This is a genomic window from Pseudomonas sp. AOB-7 (assembly GCF_003696305.1).
In the GTDB taxonomy this organism is placed as follows: domain Bacteria; phylum Pseudomonadota; class Gammaproteobacteria; order Pseudomonadales; family Pseudomonadaceae; genus Aquipseudomonas.
The window spans coordinates 426,354-441,419 of sequence record NZ_RFFK01000004.1 but is presented as its reverse complement, the minus strand read 5'-3'; the positions used below and the strand labels follow the sequence as shown (position 1 = coordinate 441,419).

16 protein-coding genes are annotated in these 15,066 nt (G+C 55.7%); 6 read left to right on the top strand and 10 right to left on the bottom strand.

Going from position 1 to position 15,066, the window contains the following annotated elements; translation table 11 throughout:
* Positions 1 to 678: 678 nt before the first annotated feature.
* The 4 genes from EA796_RS23435 to EA796_RS10990 all read right to left on the bottom strand — a co-directional run bounded on the left by EA796_RS23435 (position 679) and on the right by EA796_RS10990 (position 3,515).
* The gene (locus tag EA796_RS23435) at positions 679 to 771 is read right to left on the bottom strand and encodes a hypothetical protein (protein ID WP_256679206.1); all 93 of its coding nucleotides are present in this window, start codon (positions 769 to 771) and stop codon (positions 679 to 681) included.
* Positions 772 to 1,174: 403 nt separating this feature from the next.
* Positions 1,175 to 1,408, bottom strand: coding sequence for a hypothetical protein (locus EA796_RS11000; RefSeq protein WP_122108648.1), 234 nt, complete (start codon positions 1,406 to 1,408; stop codon positions 1,175 to 1,177).
* 38 nt (positions 1,409 to 1,446) lie between these two features.
* Positions 1,447 to 2,040, bottom strand: a complete 594-nt coding sequence (gene parA / locus EA796_RS10995) for a ParA family partition ATPase (RefSeq protein ID WP_256679204.1) — start codon at positions 2,038 to 2,040, stop codon at positions 1,447 to 1,449.
* 962 nt (positions 2,041 to 3,002) lie between these two features.
* A complete protein-coding gene (locus EA796_RS10990) occupies positions 3,003 to 3,515 on the bottom strand; it encodes an antirestriction protein ArdA (RefSeq protein WP_122108647.1) in 513 nt (170 codons plus the stop codon).
* A gap of 474 nt (positions 3,516 to 3,989) precedes the next feature.
* Between EA796_RS10990 and EA796_RS23715 the strand changes: the two genes are divergently transcribed.
* Genes EA796_RS23715 through EA796_RS23710 form a run of 5 tightly spaced genes read left to right on the top strand, consistent with a single transcriptional unit; the run spans position 3,990 to position 9,084 of the window.
* Positions 3,990 to 4,244 (top strand): helix-turn-helix transcriptional regulator, encoded by a 255-nt coding sequence (locus tag EA796_RS23715; RefSeq protein ID WP_122108646.1) that lies wholly within the window; start codon positions 3,990 to 3,992, stop codon positions 4,242 to 4,244.
* Complete coding sequence (locus EA796_RS10980; RefSeq protein ID WP_122108645.1) at positions 4,241 to 5,587, top strand: N-6 DNA methylase; 1,347 nt, start codon at positions 4,241 to 4,243, stop codon at positions 5,585 to 5,587. The genes EA796_RS23715 and EA796_RS10980 overlap by 4 nt, the downstream gene beginning before the upstream one ends.
* Complete coding sequence (locus tag EA796_RS10975; RefSeq protein WP_122108644.1) at positions 5,577 to 7,820, top strand: sensor histidine kinase; 2,244 nt, start codon at positions 5,577 to 5,579, stop codon at positions 7,818 to 7,820. Before EA796_RS10980 ends, EA796_RS10975 begins: the two co-directional genes overlap by 11 nt.
* Positions 7,817 to 8,446 carry a hypothetical protein gene (locus tag EA796_RS10970; protein WP_122108643.1) on the top strand — a complete coding sequence of 210 codons (630 nt, stop codon included), beginning with the start codon at positions 7,817 to 7,819 and terminating at the stop codon, positions 8,444 to 8,446. The genes EA796_RS10975 and EA796_RS10970 overlap by 4 nt, the downstream gene beginning before the upstream one ends.
* Positions 8,443 to 9,084, top strand: coding sequence for an HNH endonuclease (locus EA796_RS23710; protein WP_122108642.1), 642 nt, complete (start codon positions 8,443 to 8,445; stop codon positions 9,082 to 9,084). The genes EA796_RS10970 and EA796_RS23710 overlap by 4 nt, the downstream gene beginning before the upstream one ends.
* Positions 9,085 to 9,344: 260 nt before the next feature.
* Here EA796_RS23710 and EA796_RS10960 read toward each other — a convergent pair whose 3' ends face one another.
* Both EA796_RS10960 and EA796_RS10955 read right to left on the bottom strand, forming a co-directional pair.
* Complete coding sequence (locus EA796_RS10960; RefSeq protein WP_122108641.1) at positions 9,345 to 9,641, bottom strand: LasR-specific antiactivator QslA; 297 nt, start codon at positions 9,639 to 9,641, stop codon at positions 9,345 to 9,347.
* The gene (locus EA796_RS10955) at positions 9,638 to 9,907 is read right to left on the bottom strand and encodes a hypothetical protein (protein ID WP_092377142.1); all 270 of its coding nucleotides are present in this window, start codon (positions 9,905 to 9,907) and stop codon (positions 9,638 to 9,640) included. The genes EA796_RS10960 and EA796_RS10955 overlap by 4 nt, the downstream gene beginning before the upstream one ends.
* Positions 9,908 to 10,530: 623 nt before the next feature.
* Here EA796_RS10955 and EA796_RS10950 point away from each other — a divergent pair.
* On the top strand, positions 10,531 to 11,307 hold the full coding sequence (locus EA796_RS10950) for a GlxA family transcriptional regulator (protein ID WP_305955989.1): 777 nt from the start codon (positions 10,531 to 10,533) through the stop codon (positions 11,305 to 11,307).
* Between the two features lie 356 nt (positions 11,308 to 11,663).
* On the opposite strand, the gene EA796_RS10945 is transcribed toward EA796_RS10950, so the two are convergent.
* From EA796_RS10945 to EA796_RS10930, 4 genes are all read right to left on the bottom strand, one after another.
* A complete protein-coding gene (locus EA796_RS10945; RefSeq protein WP_122108639.1) occupies positions 11,664 to 12,515 on the bottom strand; it encodes a hypothetical protein in 852 nt (283 codons plus the stop codon).
* Positions 12,516 to 12,593: 78 nt separating this feature from the next.
* A complete protein-coding gene (locus EA796_RS10940; protein WP_122108638.1) occupies positions 12,594 to 14,099 on the bottom strand; it encodes a CoA-acylating methylmalonate-semialdehyde dehydrogenase in 1,506 nt (501 codons plus the stop codon).
* Positions 14,100 to 14,244: 145 nt separating this feature from the next.
* A complete protein-coding gene (locus tag EA796_RS10935) occupies positions 14,245 to 14,631 on the bottom strand; it encodes a nuclear transport factor 2 family protein (protein ID WP_122108637.1) in 387 nt (128 codons plus the stop codon).
* Positions 14,632 to 14,665: 34 nt separating this feature from the next.
* Positions 14,666 to 15,064 (bottom strand): YciI family protein, encoded by a 399-nt coding sequence (locus EA796_RS10930; RefSeq protein WP_122108636.1) that lies wholly within the window; start codon positions 15,062 to 15,064, stop codon positions 14,666 to 14,668.
* Positions 15,065 to 15,066 lie beyond the last annotated feature (2 nt).

The following is a 15,066-nucleotide window of genomic DNA, read 5'->3' as shown; positions in this document are numbered from 1 at the left end:
GCTCTCCTTGCCTGGGTCATGGATCGTGAATGATCCGGGAGCCAGGCTTATAGCGAGTGGCGTGCCAATTAATTTAATTTCAATAAAATCAGTAGCTTGTCGTGACCAGGTAGGCGTGCATGGTCATATTGAGCGGCGTCGCACAGATTGTTGCGCAACAAATTGCGCACTGCTGTGCAAGTTTTTGCGCAAAGACCTATAGCCTAGAAAAGACGCCGCTTACAGGGATTTAAGTCGCTGAAAGTCACCGTACTGGTGAGCAAAAAGCTGCGCAGCTGGGGCGATTCACATCCTGCTCGCAGCGCTATTGCTCAAGCAGCTCTCTAAGTGGATCGTAGTGCAGCGCATTAGGCACGCTACAGCGCCAGCGATGACGCTGCTATGGGGCATATACGGCACGCTGATGCGATCAATGGGTGCCGTCTCCAACCCCCGTGCAGACTGCTTTCCGGGCCAACGAAGTGCCGCCCCCTTTTATCTTGCCCTCCGCTTTTTCCGTGCCTTTGTGCTCCTGAGCAGGGTAATCAGGTTGGGGGATACTAAGGACCTCGACGTCGCTGGGCGGCAGCCGAGGGCAGACGTATCTGCAGCTCCGCGCTGCTTGAATACGCAGTCTGAGCATACGCTATCGATATCATGATCGACGCGATATTGGACAGCTCATAGACCTGAGCCCGATCACAAGAGCTGCACCCGAACGATCATCTCATCGACAGACACTGTGCCGAAGTGGCGACTGTCGAATGACTTCTGGTTGGTGCGCTTGAGCAGGAGTATTTCAGCGCCAGCCAGGCGCCGACAGGCCTGCCAGACTGGCAGCGCGCGCCGCTGTCGTTACCACCCCCAAGCGTCTGGCAGCTAGGACGCCATTGATGCGTATCGTCTCTGACGACCTTGTATGCAAACGTGCTGCGGCACCATCGTCGCCACAGCCTCCAACAACGGTGCCTTCGCCAGCAGGAAGCCGTGCTGCCAGCCATTGCATTAGGTGAACCAGCATCAGATCGCCAGGCCCCAATGAATTGGCCGGCGAAGTGCGATACCAGCCGGCAGGCACGTTATAGGAGGTTGTAGACCTGCCGTGGTGGCGACGTTGCGAGTGCTGCCCAGCCCAAGGCGAATATGCTGCCTGCGAGTAGTGTCAGCGGTCGCCATGCCTGGTGAGTCCCCAGCGTCATGACGTGGCCTGCTGCTTTAGCACCTCGCGCAGTATTTTCGCCATGGTCACGCCGGGGGCGAAGGCCGCCAGCTTGAGGCGCGTGCGCAGTGCTGGCGTCACGTCTAGAGTCAGCCGAGTGCTGTAGCGTTCGACCTTTCCGTTGTCGATGATAGCGCCCTGGCGTACCCAGACTTCGGCCCGTGGATCGGCCAGCGGATGTGCACCGAGACCGATGCGTTTGCCGCTCATGGCGACCACTTCAGCAGCTCGTCGATCAGGCTGCTGACCTAGCGCGCGGCGACGCTGTCCGGTGCCAGTTCGCACGCCAGGCGACCGGCTGCCACGCTCCCGGCGAAAGCGATGCGCTGGCATACGTCGGCCTGCAGCGCTGGCAGCGGCTGGTCGGCCAGGGCGCTGCGTGGTTCTCGGCCGATCACCTTAGTACTGACGCGGCGGTTGATGGCAAATACCGCGCGCAGCGTGGGCCTGAACACCTGCGCTTCGCGGATCAGGTTGACCATCTCCGCGCTGGCCCACAGGTCGTAGGGGCTGGGCTGCACCGGGATTAACACGCGATCTGCCGCCAGCAACGCCGAGCGGGCGAGGGAGGCGATGGCGGTGGCCCGTCGATGATCACGTGATCGGCACGACGAGCCAGCTCCGGGGCCTCCTGGTGCAGCGTCTCGCGCCAGGCCGACGGCGCTGAACAGCCTGGGCAAGCCCTGCTGGCTGCGCTGCTGTGTCCAGTCCAGCGCCGAGCCCTGCGGGTCGGCATCGAGCAAGATGACGTTCTGTCCGCGAAGGGCCAGTTTGCCGGCGATATGGGTGGCTAGGGTGGTCTTGCCCACCCCGCCTTTTTGGTTGAGCAGGGCGACGATCATGGCCGTTTCTCCCCGGCCCAATCGCCCCGTTCGGCACCTGTCCACAATTGGGCGCGGCCCCAATAACAAGTTAGAGCTTTTAAGTTAGTTAAGTTAAGGGAGGCTGAAAGCCACGCCAGCCGTGGGCTGCAGAGGAGTTCGTGCGCCTGATGGCACGTGCGGCGTGCTCCTGATAGCACGGGCCGGCGTACGCCTGAAAGCACGTCGCGATTCACAGCTTTTCCCGAAGTTATCCCCGTGCCGTTTACGGCACGCGCCGGAGACCCGGTCGCCTAGGGTGCAAGCGCTGCGATGTTTCATCGGTTTCCTAGGCTGGGGTTGGCGCCGATCCCGGAGCTGGGTGCGGGCAGGCTCGAGATAACTGCGCTCAGGAGAGGCGTCACGATCTGCGGCGCATCATTCTCGTGCTGGAGTTAGCGCCGATGGTCGCCCTCCGGGCCTGTGCGCGCTTGCCGGAAACGGTCCAGGAGCGCGTTGAGGTGCTTCAGGTGACTTGGGGGAGGGCGCAGGTGTGGTAAAGCGGCTGGAGCCTTCTAAGGGGCTCTGGAGGCGTTTCTGGCCGCTGTCGTTGAGCGTGACTCAAGGGTGAACAGGCGGGCCTCATTGGTAGCCCCTGGCCTGTTCGTGTGCGAACTCGCGTCTCGCAGTCTCGCCCAACGGGCGGCACGTGGCGTGAGTGGCTGCAGTCTCCGAAGGTGCGGTTCTACGGTTTTCCGTAAATCCGTAAAAGCGTAAATCCGCGTCCCCACCAATCCGTAATTCCGTGGATACGGATCGCCGGATTTGGGTAAAACCGTAAGACCGTAATCGTCTTAGTCAGCAGGCGGCACAACGCGGCTGCAGCAGTCTGATCGCTGGCTGCGCGCGACTTTGCATCAGTCTTGCGGGTGGGGCGCGCGGGTGGCCGGCAGGGCAGGGGCGCAAAAAACAGGCACCGGGTCGCCCTGGTGCCTTCCGCTGGGTTAGCGATTCCAGAACACGTGCACCTGCTCGAAGCCGGTCTCCAGGGTGAACACGTCGCCGTTGTACTCCATGTCGCGAGCCATGGCGCGGTAGTCGATGTACATGGCCAGGTGCTGCGGAATGCTGGTGGTTTCCTCGGTCAGTTCCTGGGCGTAGTCGGCCAGCGAGCTGTAGCAGCCGCAGTAATTTTCCTCGGCCGCCTTGCGCGCCTGCTGCAGGTCGTTGAAGTGAGCGAGCAGGGCGCCGCCGAACTCGGGGTACTCCTCGATGAAACAGGCGATCTCGTGGGCGTTATCGAGGCCCTCGTACTCGCCGAGGCGGTAGCCGTCGAAGCCCTCGAAGTCGTGGATGGCATACTCCTCCGCACCCTCGACCGGCGAGGCCGCCAGCATGGCACTGACCTGCGCCTGGATGTCGTCCAGTTCCAGGGTGGCATCGATCCAGACGCCATGCAGGTGACCGGCGTTGTAGGCGGCCAGGTCGGCAACGTAGATCCTGATTTCTTCGCTCATGACTTTCGCTCCTTCGTCTTCAGGGTTCTGCGCTTGCGCTGCGCATGAACCCCTGCCGACTAGGGCGACTAAGGCGGTCGTGAAAAAATCAGGAAAAATCGCGGAGGCTCCACCCAGCGCAGCGGTCGGGTGGAAACCGTCTATTTTTATTGATTTTGAGGGGGCAAGAACCCCTGCGTTTGGAGCAGGGAAAGCGTCACCATGGGGGGGATGGCATGCGTGTTTCGTCAGTCGACAACTGGCCGGAGGCGACCAAAAGCAGACTGATCCGCAGAGACTTAGAAGGCCGTCTTTAGAACCTGGAGGCCTCCAGAGCAGAAGGGCCTATCCAGCACGTAGTAGCGCTCCTCAAAGAAGCCTGACCCAATCGCTAAGCTGCAGCGGTGCAGCTTTTTCCGGCCCAATCTGATGGAAATGCCGCTCGCACTGCAGCTAAAGATCAGTTAAATTTTTGATTTATAAATCAAAAGAAGCATGGAACGAGTAATGCAGAGCTTGAGTCAGCTGGGAGAAGCGGTAGCACAGCGCCGGCACGCCTTGGGCGTCAAACAAGGACAGGTCGCCGAGAAAGCCGGCATAACCCAAGAGTCTCTTTCCAGATTTGAGCGTGGTCGTGCTGCTGAGTTTGGAGCTCGAAAACTACTAGCGGTACTCGCTGTATTGGGAATGGAGATTCGATTTTCTGAGACAGTCCCAAGCCTCCATGCTAGGACGGAGCAAGTAGATTGAGCATTAATGTATTTGTAGAGGATCCGCGCCTGGTTAGCGTGGATAGTCATAATAGTCCTACTAACACTGCTCCTAGTAATGCGTTTGACTACTCTTGTGCCGCTGAATCGCCTCTATATCAGCAACTGGGTTTATCCTGCCTAGACAATGATGAAGTGCTTGCTCTAATGGAGCTAAGCCCGGTAGAGCGAAAGCATCAAGGAGTTTTTTTTACACCTGCCGAATTGTCAAGGCTAGCAGTAGAGAAATTTAGCTACTCTTTGGGCGACGGTGCGATACTCGACCCAGCCTGTGGGTCAGGAAATTTACTTGTAGCGTTGGCCGAAACCTTCGAAATATCACCAAGTTTAGAAGTTACATTGTCAGAGTGGAACTCCAGGCTGTACGGAGTAGATATAAACGAAAGCTTTGTAAAGATCGCCAGGAAGAAATTAGTAAAATTGGCACTGAGCAAAGGAGCCGTACCATCTGGCGAGAAGACTCCCGGTGAAATACTATCAATACTTTCTAATGTTAAGGTCGGAGACTTTCTAAAGGAGTACAAGTCCTATTGCGGAAAAATTGGAGGGGTAATAATGAATCCTCCCTTCTGTCACATAGATGCAAGTGGCGAGATTGCCTGGACCTCGGGTAGGTTTAATGCCGCATCACTTTTTGTTGTTTATGCTGCTGAAATACTACCCGCCAGTGGTAGGTTTTTAGGCATTTTACCTGATGTTCTTCGTAGCGGGACAAGGTATGCACAATGGCGCAGTCGTTTATTGAAAACAGCTGACTGCACAATGGAAACATTCGGAAGCTTCGAGCCTGGAGTCCAAGTTGATGTTTTTATTTTGCAAGGCAAAATAAAATATGCTCAAGAAGAGGTCATTGTCGAGCAGGTGGCAGCAAAGAGCTCGCCCATCACCTTATTGATGGAAAAGTTTGATGTTTCGGTTGGTCCGGTTGTACCTCACAGAGACAAAGTTATTGGTACAGAGGCGCCATTTGCGCACGCAAAGATTCTTCCAGCATGGGAAACCGTGGACTTACTACCTGAGCGAATCTGCCACGCCGGAAGAAAAGCACAGCCACCCTTTGTGGCTATTAGGCGCACCTCAAGCCCTAAAGATAAATATAGAATAGTTGGTACTGTGGTTAACTGCTCAGAGCTTGTAGCGGTCGAGAACCATATCATAATACTCGCGCCAAAAGATCGAAGCCTGCTTTCTTGTCAGAGAATTTTAGATTTTTTTAGAACTGAGCATGTAAATAATTATATAAATGAAAAAATTAGATGCAGGCATCTAACAGTGGGTGTAGTTAAAGGAATTCCCATAGGGGGAGCGGCTGATGGAAACTAGAAAGAAGATAGGCGACCACCCATTCACTGTGGAGGCTCGAGTCGCAATTCAGCTAGGTCGTGAAAGTATATCTAGTTCGTTAGTGGCTATCAGTGAGCTTGTTAAAAACGCTTATGATGCTGATGCAGAGATTGTTGAGATATCCTTTGAAGGGCTGGATACTAAGACTCCTAAATTAACCATCACTGATGACGGTGATGGTATGGATAAAACTCTCTTGCTCACAAAGTGGATGCGTATAGGTACAACCCATAAGAGTGAATTGGGGCTAAGCAATAAAAAGCGCGTCTATACCGGTGCCAAAGGACTGGGGCGCCTAGGTATTGACCGGCTGTGCAATAACTTGAAGCTTTATACAAAGACTGAGGCTTGCAAGAGTATTTATGAGGTAGATGTAAATTGGGATAAATATAATCAAGTAAAGAGCGCGGAGTTAGACAGTATCAGGCATGATGTGTTTGAGATAGATAGGTGCACTATGCCTAGTATAAACTTTCCTATGAATGATAAAGGGAAAGGCTCAAAATACGTCTTGACAGGGCTAAAAGATTCTTGGGGTGAGGAGTTCTTAGAAGAACTTAGGAAGGAGCTTTCGCTGCTTGTTTCTCCTTTTTCAAAGAATCTAGACTTTAAGGTAAAATTCAATACAAATGGTAGGTTTCCTAGTCTAGACGGGTTTGTTTCCTCCGAGCACTTTCTTGAAGCGGCAGAGTGGCGGCTGGAGTCATCGATCTCTGCTAGTAATGAAGTTCTTGTTTCAATATATGATGGAAATGGAGAGTTGAGTGAGCCAGCGATCCCTGTTAGTTGGGAAAGCTGGATGCCGGGAGGGGAAAAAGTACCTCGCTGCGGACCGTTAAGCTTTACTTTGTATTTCATGAGAAATATAGCTAGTCGAGAGATAAATACTGACAAATTCAAACCTAAAGACATTAGAGGCTTTCTGAAGAGTAACCAAGGCGTCAGGATCTATAGGGATCATTTCCGAGTCAAACCCTATGGCGACCCTAGTGGCGAAGGGGACTGGCTGGGATTAGCCATGCGCCGGGTCATCAACCCGGAAAGTATAACTATGGACAACTGGCGTATAGGCTATAACCAGGTAGTAGGCGCAGTGTTCATTGGGCGTAATCAGAACCCCAATCTTGTTGATCAGACTAACCGAGAAGGCCTGACAGAGACACCAGCCTACTTTGAATTGCGCAAGTTTGCCTTAAAGTGCGTTGAGCTTTTCGAGAAGCATATCCAAACCAAGGCCAAGGAAGAAAAAGAAAAAAGACCACTAGTGGTTGGGTTGTCGGAGCATGTTGACAAAAGCTTCAATACATATAAAGACGTAATTGAGGCTATCAAGCGAATCAAATCAGAATCAAATCAGGTTCAAGTCAAGCAGCAGCTCGAAGAAATCGAAGCGACCTTGAGCGAAGAAAGTGAGCGCACTGCGCGTGTCAAAGAGAAAGTTGATCAACTGGAAGCAGAGAAAGACACGCTGGCAAATTTGGCGTCGCTTGGAATTCTATCTGTCTCATTTGGGCATGAAACTCTCGCAGCCATATCCAATGCAATTACCAATGGCTCACTGCTCAGAACTAGAGTCAATGATGGCTTTTTCATGCTGCCTGTAGACGTTGTTGAGTTTGCAAACAAAAGATTCGACCAGATCGAGAAATCGCTCAATTACATAAAAATTTTCGGAAATTTCTCTCTAGGTAACGTTAGGCGAGACAAAAGGACTCGCAGGACATTTAACCTGGCGACTGTCGCTTCAAATGTAATCAACAGCTTCGAAGATGTACTGGCCAATAGGAAGACAACTGCGGAATTAGTGCTGTCTAGTCCTTTGCCGCCTTTAATAAAAGCATTCGAAATTGATTGGGAAAGCATATTTGCTAACCTAATAACTAATTCTTGTTGGGCATTACAGGATACGCCAGCAAGCGAAAGGAAAATTCGTATAACTGTCGCCGTGGATGATGGTAACTGCATAGTCTTCTTCGAAGACAGCGGCTGCGGTATTGAGGCAGGAGTAGAGTCGCATATCTTCAAAGCGACTTTCTCTACGAAGCGCAACCAGAGAGGTGACACAGTAGGAACGGGTATGGGGCTTTCTATTGTCAGGACTTTTGTGGAGGAGCACTCTGGCGGAACAATTGAACTCGCTAATAAAGGAGCGCTGGGCGGGGCTCGATTCCTAATAAAAGTGCCACTTGCAAAGTCCGGAGTTCAAGAATGAAAATACTATTCGTCGATGAAAATGAAGATCAGCGCGAAACGTATGCCTTGATGCTTCAGGACTGTTTTCCCAAGGGGGAGGGAGTCCCTGAGGTTTTCGGGGTCGAGCCAAAACCTCATGTGGGTGATATGAGTTTTTTAGTTGAGGATCCAAGCGTAGTAGCCATTATCCTTGATGAGCAGCTTAAAGAATCTGGCGTGGCGCAGTATTACGGTATTGAGCTTGCGGCGTACCTTCGTACCTTAAATAACAAAATGCCCATCTATATACTCACCAGCTTTGTTGACTCTGAAGAGCTGCTGGAAGGGGAGATGCAAGTCGAGGATATTCTGAATAAGCAGGATCTTTCCGCTAAGAAACATGTAGTTGGCGCTAGGATACTTCGTAGAATAGATTCGTACCTAGAAATCATGGGTAATCGGAATGTACGCTTTGAGCTGCTCTTAAGAAAATCTGTAAGAGGAGAGTTAGCTGAAGACGAAAAGGAGGAACTCAAAGAGCTGGGTTATCTAAGAGACTCTTCATTCGAAGTGGAAGAAATAATTAGCGAGGAAAAGCTAAAGAAACTTGAGGCTTTGGAGGAAAGGATTTCTCAAATAGAAAGTGGGCTCTCTAAAAAAATATGAAGCACCTATTCTTCCCCCAAATTGTTCGAACCGAAAACTATAGAGCCAAGGCCTGTGGCGACTTCTACGCTTATGCGTCATACAGTGAAGTAATTCATGCGGACTGTCAAAATAGATGCGTTTACTGTGATGTCACATTAGAGGAAAATGGGCACGAAGGTTTTGCTCTTGATCATTTTCGCCCTCAAGAGCACTTTCCCGACCTAAAAAATAATCCTAACAATTTAGTGTTATCATGCGGGAAATGCAACAGAAATAAATCTTCTCATTGGCCTGTCGGGACGAGTACAACAGCCACTCACGACGGTGCAGTAGGGTTTATAGATCCATTTCGGTGCGATAGACACCAGTACTTTCAAGTTGAGCTAGCAGGAACTCTTTATCCTCTTCAAGGGCCATCCACCTATTTAATTGTGCTGCTTGGGTTAAATCGCGCTAGCAGGGTTCTTGTAAGAAAACATCGTATACTTCATGCGAAGATAAACACCCTCATCTCCATGGCAGAAGAAAGCATTGATTGCGCTCTATCTCTCTTGGAGGCGGGGCAGGAAATAGACAGCGCACTACAGGCATTGAGTTCTGCAAAAGCAGCAATTGCTAGTATCAAAGAGATTCGTAATGAAATTCACCCGATCTAGATAGCAGCCAGCATGCTTGTGTACGCAGACGACCTGCCTCTTTGTATCGGCTGGCTGTACTGCGCTCAGTGGGTGAGGAGAGGGCTCAGTCGATAGATTCTGCCGCCGTAGAGTTCTACAAACCACAGCGCATTGGGGGCTGTCCTCGTGTGGCCGTTCTCGGCCTGTTTTAGGGCGCCCGCGTTATCGGGGCGTCCCCAAAATTTGACGGCATGTGAAGGTTAGCGCGAGCCGGCAAGGCCGGCTCGCGAACATCCGCTTTACAGTTCCAAGGAAACAGGTTTAGCCGCCTGGCCGCAGCACCTGTGAGAGCATATGCGCTGGTGGACCCGGCTGAGGAAGCCCACTTCGAAGGCTCTTCGTTCTATCGCACATGGCAGTAAGTCACGCTCGGCGATCATGACTGCCCAGAGCCAGCCGCTGCGGGCGTTGTCGAGCCAGTTCTGGGCAAGCTTCACGCCCTGGTTGAACGCTTCCCTGCAGTCGGCAGCCCAGATGATTTCGACACCTGGGTGGCCATCGTGAGGTGGCAGGCACGTCATAACGCCCTTGCTCATCTGGCACCTCCTCGTACTTCGGAGAGAGCGCGGCGATAGAGCACCACCATCTCGTCCAGCAGATCCAAGGCTGAATATGCGGCGATCCGTACGCGTAGATCTGCCGGCTGCAGCCCATCAGGTTCAGCCAGTTGATCCAGCAGATTGCTGAGCATTACGCCGCGTAGTTCAGCCGCAGCTTCAGAGGGGTGGGGAGAGCGCTCGGATTCATGCAGCGGGCTTCGCTGCAGCGGAAAAGGTACGACGCAGGATTCGAACTCAGCCATGGCACACCTCCTGATCAGAGGTGGACAGCAAGACCAGCAGCCCAAGGCGGAGCTCTCGGGTAAAAAAGGGGTAGCGCATTTTCCTTATGCTCCTTGGTTCGATTAAGGAGCCGCCACCAATCGTTGCTACACAATATGGAGGCGGACCGCACGGGGGTAGCAACCCGGGAACCAAGGGAACCGGCCAGGCAAAAGCCTGCCCCGTACGGCCCACCATAGAGACGCGGTAACGCAGTGCCGGGGCACTGGCTACACGCTATGACGCTGCCGCATCTTGGTATCCCGGGTTGCTACACCCGGTCGTGGGATTGACCACGACGGGCGCACTCTAGCCCGAGGGTTTCAGGATGGCAACCTACTGTGGCGTAGGTGAGATTGAGGACGGGTAACTCCTCGGCCCCTGATTCGGCGACGGCATGTTCGGGCTCGTCCCGGGGGCGGGGTGCGGATAATATGAAGGCTGATTGATGATGGCGTTGCCAGTTCCGTCGCCCCACAAATCGATCTATCTCCCGCGTCAGTAAAAGCTCTGCGCGATTGACGGTAGAGGTGACGGTAATGCCCATTTCAATTTCAGCCTATCCCTTAAGCCAAGCGGGCTCGGGAGGCTTGTTGATGATCGAGTGGGTTTCCGTCTGGCCGACCTGCAGGAGCGCCAGCAACAGTTGATCTTGGTCTGCGGCGGTTTTCGCGTGCAGCTGCAGGCCGATCCCCTGCTCAGAACCAAGCTGCGCCAGGCCGACGCCGCCGGCGCCATGCTTGGCGGCCTGTGGAACGGCGCCTACTTAATCGCCGAGGCGGGGCTGCTGGACGGCTACGAGTGCGCCTTTCATCCCGATGGCTGGGTGATGATGGCCGAGCTGTTTACCAAGGTAAAAGTGACGGGGCATTCGCATGTGGTCGACCGGCGGCGGATCAGTTGCGCAGGGGCCAACAGCTCCTTGAGCATGATGCTGAAGGTGGTGCGCCGCGGCACGCGGCAGGAACTGGTGAGCGCGGTGGAGGAGGTGCTGAGTTGCGACAAGATGCGCGAAACCTTTGACGTTTCCGTGGTTTCGATCGATATCGACCCGACTTTGCCGCAATCGCTGAAAACCGCACTGGAGCTGATGAACAGCAATATCGAAGACCCTATCGGGGTCGACGAGGTCGCGCAGTATGCGGGCATTTCCAGGCGCCATCTGAAGCGCCTGTTCTGCCAACATGTGAAGGCGACGCCACCGCGTTACTACCTGGAGTTGCGGCTGACCCACGCGCGTCAGTTGCTGCAGTACACTAATAAACCCCTGCTTGAAGTCGCCATTGCCAGCGGTTTTGTGACCTCCTCGCATTTTCAGCGGCGCTTCCGCGAGATGTTCGACATCGCCCCGGGACAGTTTCGTAAGCGCACCAACCGTTGAAAATGTCAGGGCTGAGGAGTCATCTACATGTTGACAACCTCTCACCTCCGAGTCGGCCGCGCTTAAGGCCCGAGGGAGCTCGATGCCTGAGTACAATGACAGGAGCGCCTTAGCGCCTAAGCTCGAAAACCCAGGCTCTATATTGGCCTTCCGCGATGTTCGTGAGTAATGAGGGGGCAGGGCTGCCAAGTCAGTTGTCCTGGATTGGCCCTAGCCTGGCGACCCGCATCCGATTTCCGCACGCAGAGTCGCCGCAGATGGCGTCGCCGCCATGAGCGATTCCGAGCGTTTGCGCCAGAGTGACCGGGATGGCGCCTGGCTCGCACCATCCCCGCCACCTCCCGGAAGTTGCCGCTCTAGAAATGCCACTCGGCATGCAACGTCGGGGCATAGGTGTTGACCCCAGGTTTGTTAACAGCGCCGTATTTGTGCCGCCAGTATTCATAGCCGGGGCCGAACCAGAGCTTGTTCTTCTGGCCGAATGCCAGCTTGCCGACATCGACCATCAGGGCGGTGCGGATCAGGCTTTCCTCGCCGGTGTCGCGGCGGAAGTAGTCCTCACCCTTTTCCGTCTTGTAGCTGGCGAAGCCATGGAACTTGAACGGCACGTCCAGCAGCTCGAAGGGCAGCCCCCAGGCCAGGTGCACGACGTAGTAGGGATCGAACTGGATGTTCTCGGTCTGGCAGGCGGGCAGCCCGCAGTGGTTCCACTCCATGGAGTAGAAGAGGCTGAGGTCCAGGTAGCCCGGTACGTCGAATTTCAGGGTCGGGCCCAGCAGAACCTGGCGCTTGCGGGTCGAGAAGTCGGTGTTCTTGTAGTTCAGTTCGAAGCCGCTGCTGAAGGCGACTTCCTTGACCGGGCCGAAGGCGAAGGAACGGTCGAAGACCTTGCTCAGGTACAGCTGGTGGCGATAGACGAGGTAGGCCTCGAGCGCGCCGGAGTCGCTGTCCTTCTTCGGGTCGTTGGCGTCGGACTTGAGGATGTCGAGATTGAAGATGTGCTGGCCATGGGAATAGCCGCTGGCATGGCCGAGCTGATAGATCTCCTTCTGGACCTTCTTGCCCACCGCGGGTTCGGTGAAGTGTTCGCCGTAGCGGAAGCCGACGAAGGTGTCGCTCCAGTCCATGGCCTGGGCGCCCGCGGCCAAGCCGAGCGTGCCAGTGATCAGTACCTTGCAAAAGCGTTTTTGTAATTGTTGTGTGTTCATCGAGGTCTGGTTCCGAGTTGACTGGCGCCCGGAGGGGAACCCTCCGGGCGCCGAGGGGGCAGGGTGGCTGCCGGTTGCTTACTTCATGGTCGGCATGACGAAGTCGGCGCCGCCGCGGATGCCGCTCATCCAGCGTGAGGTGACGGTCTTCAGGCGGGTGTAGAAGCGCACGCCTTCGGGACCGTGCATGTGGTGGTCGCCGAACAGCGAGTTCTTCCAGCCGCCGAAGCTGTGGAAGGCCATGGGCACCGGAATGGGGACGTTGATGCCGACCATGCCGACCTGGATCTCGTGGGCGAACATGCGCGCCGAATCGCCGTCGCGGGTGAAGATGGCGGTGCCGTTGGCGTACTGGTGGGCGTTGATCAGCTCGACCGCCTCCTTGTAGGTCTTCACCCGCACCACGCCGAGCACCGGGCCGAAGATCTCGTCCTGGTAGATGCGCATCTCGGGGGTGACCTGGTCGAACAGGCTGCCGCCGAGGTAGAAGCCGTTCTCGAATCCCAGTCGCTGCATGCGGAATTCGCGGCCATCGACCACCAGGCTGGCGCCTTCCTCGACGCCGATGTCGACGTAGCTGCGCACGCGGTCGCGATGCTCGCGGGTGATGAGCGGTCCCATTTCCGCCTGGGGGTCGGTGCCCGGGCCGATCCGCAGCGCCTTCACCCGGGGGGCGAGGCGTTCGATCAATGCATCGGCGGTGGCATCGCCAACGGCCACGGCGATGGAGATCGCCATGCAGCGCTCGCCGGCGGCGCCATAGGCCGCGCCCATGAGCGCGTCGGCGGTCTTGTCGAGATCCGCGTCGGGCATCACCACCATGTGGTTCTTGGCGCCGCCCAGGGCCTGCACGCGCTTGCCGTTGGCCGCGCCGGTGGCATAGATGTGGCGGGCGATGGGGGTGGAGCCGACGAAGCTCACCGCCTGGATGTCGGGGTGGGCGAGGATCGCGTCCACCGCCTCCTTGTCGCCGTTGACCACGTTGAACACGCCGGCGGGCAGGCCCGCTTCCTGCAACAGTTCAGCGAGGAACAAGGCAGCCGACGGGTCGCGCTCGGAGGGCTTGAGCACGAAGGTATTGCCGCAGGCCAGGGCCACCGGGAACATCCACAGGGCGACCATGGCCGGGAAGTTGAACGGGGTGATGCCGGCGACGACCCCGAGCGGCTGGCGCAGCGAGTGGGAGTCGATCGAGCTGCCGATGTTCTCGCTGACTTCTCCCTTGAGCAGGTGGGGGCCGCCGCAAGCGAATTCCACGACTTCCAGGCCGCGCACCACCTCGCCCAAGGCGTCGGAATGCACCTTGCCGTGTTCCGCGGTAATCAATGCCGCCAGCTTTTCGGCGTTTAGCTCCAGCAGCTCCTTGAAGCGGTTCAGCACCCGCGAACGGCGTAACGGGGTGGTAGCCGCCCAGGCTGGGAAGGCGGCTTGGGCTGCCGCCACCGCTGCGTCGAGTTCGCTGCCTGTGGCCAGAGGCACCGTGCCGCTGACCTGGCCGGTTGCCGGGTTGCGGACATCGGCAAAGCGCCCGCTGCGGCCTTCGACCAGATGGCCATCGATGTAATGCTGCAAAGTTGTGGACATGGGTAATCTCCGAAAAATAAAGTCCCGGCCAGGTAACTGGGCGTTGCCCAAGTAGTGCCTGGTTTAAACTGAACGTTGTTTGGCTGCTATCAATCGCGCGTCATTCAAGTTCGTATGACTTGGAATTACGCGAAGCGTTAAATCATCAAACTAATCGAGTTGCCTGCCAGGCAATTAATTGCCAGCCCTCCCTGCGTTTTGCCCAGACGCCGAGGGCGCGGCTGGTCATGGCCAGGGCCTGGCCGGCGATCACGACATTCATCTGCATGAGTCCGCTGACCACGCCGCAGTCGCCTTCGATACGAACAGCCTGTGCGTGGCATTCGATCCTCTGGTAGCGCCATTTTTGTGAGCGCAGACCCTGGAGATAGGCCTGTTTGCCATCGCATGTACCATCCGAATGGATATACAGCAGATCAGGGGCCAAGAGCTGTTCCAGCGCGGCGCTGTCGGCCTCGCACATGGCCCGGTGGCGCAGGGCTTCCAGCTCCGTTATCAGCAGTTCGAGGTTTTGCTCGGTCAATTCAGGCATCTCCCATGGGCACGCTGGCGCAGTCGAAGGGGGCTCAGAGGACTTCGCACTGGCCGGTTGAGTAGCTGACGCGCACGGTCATGCTGCCTTCATTCACCAGCCAGGGACGGACGCAGTAGGTTCGCGCGCCGCTGCGGTGCATGGGGTCGGAGGCGGCGATACGTTCGGCATCGGCCAGGGATGCCGCGCGAACGATCACTAGCCCTTCGCCGAGCCAGGCACTGCCGTTATCGGCAAATATCGGGCCGGCCGCAAACATGATGCCTTCGCGTTCGAGTTCAACTTGAAAAGCCAGGTGTTCTTCAACATGTTCCATCACTTTGTCGAGGTTGCCGGCCGAATGGGTGCTGATGGAGAACAGTTGCTTGGCGAGGAATCCCTTGTTTCGGCAAAGTTCCACAATGTCCCGACTGTCAATTTTCTTGTTGTTCATGT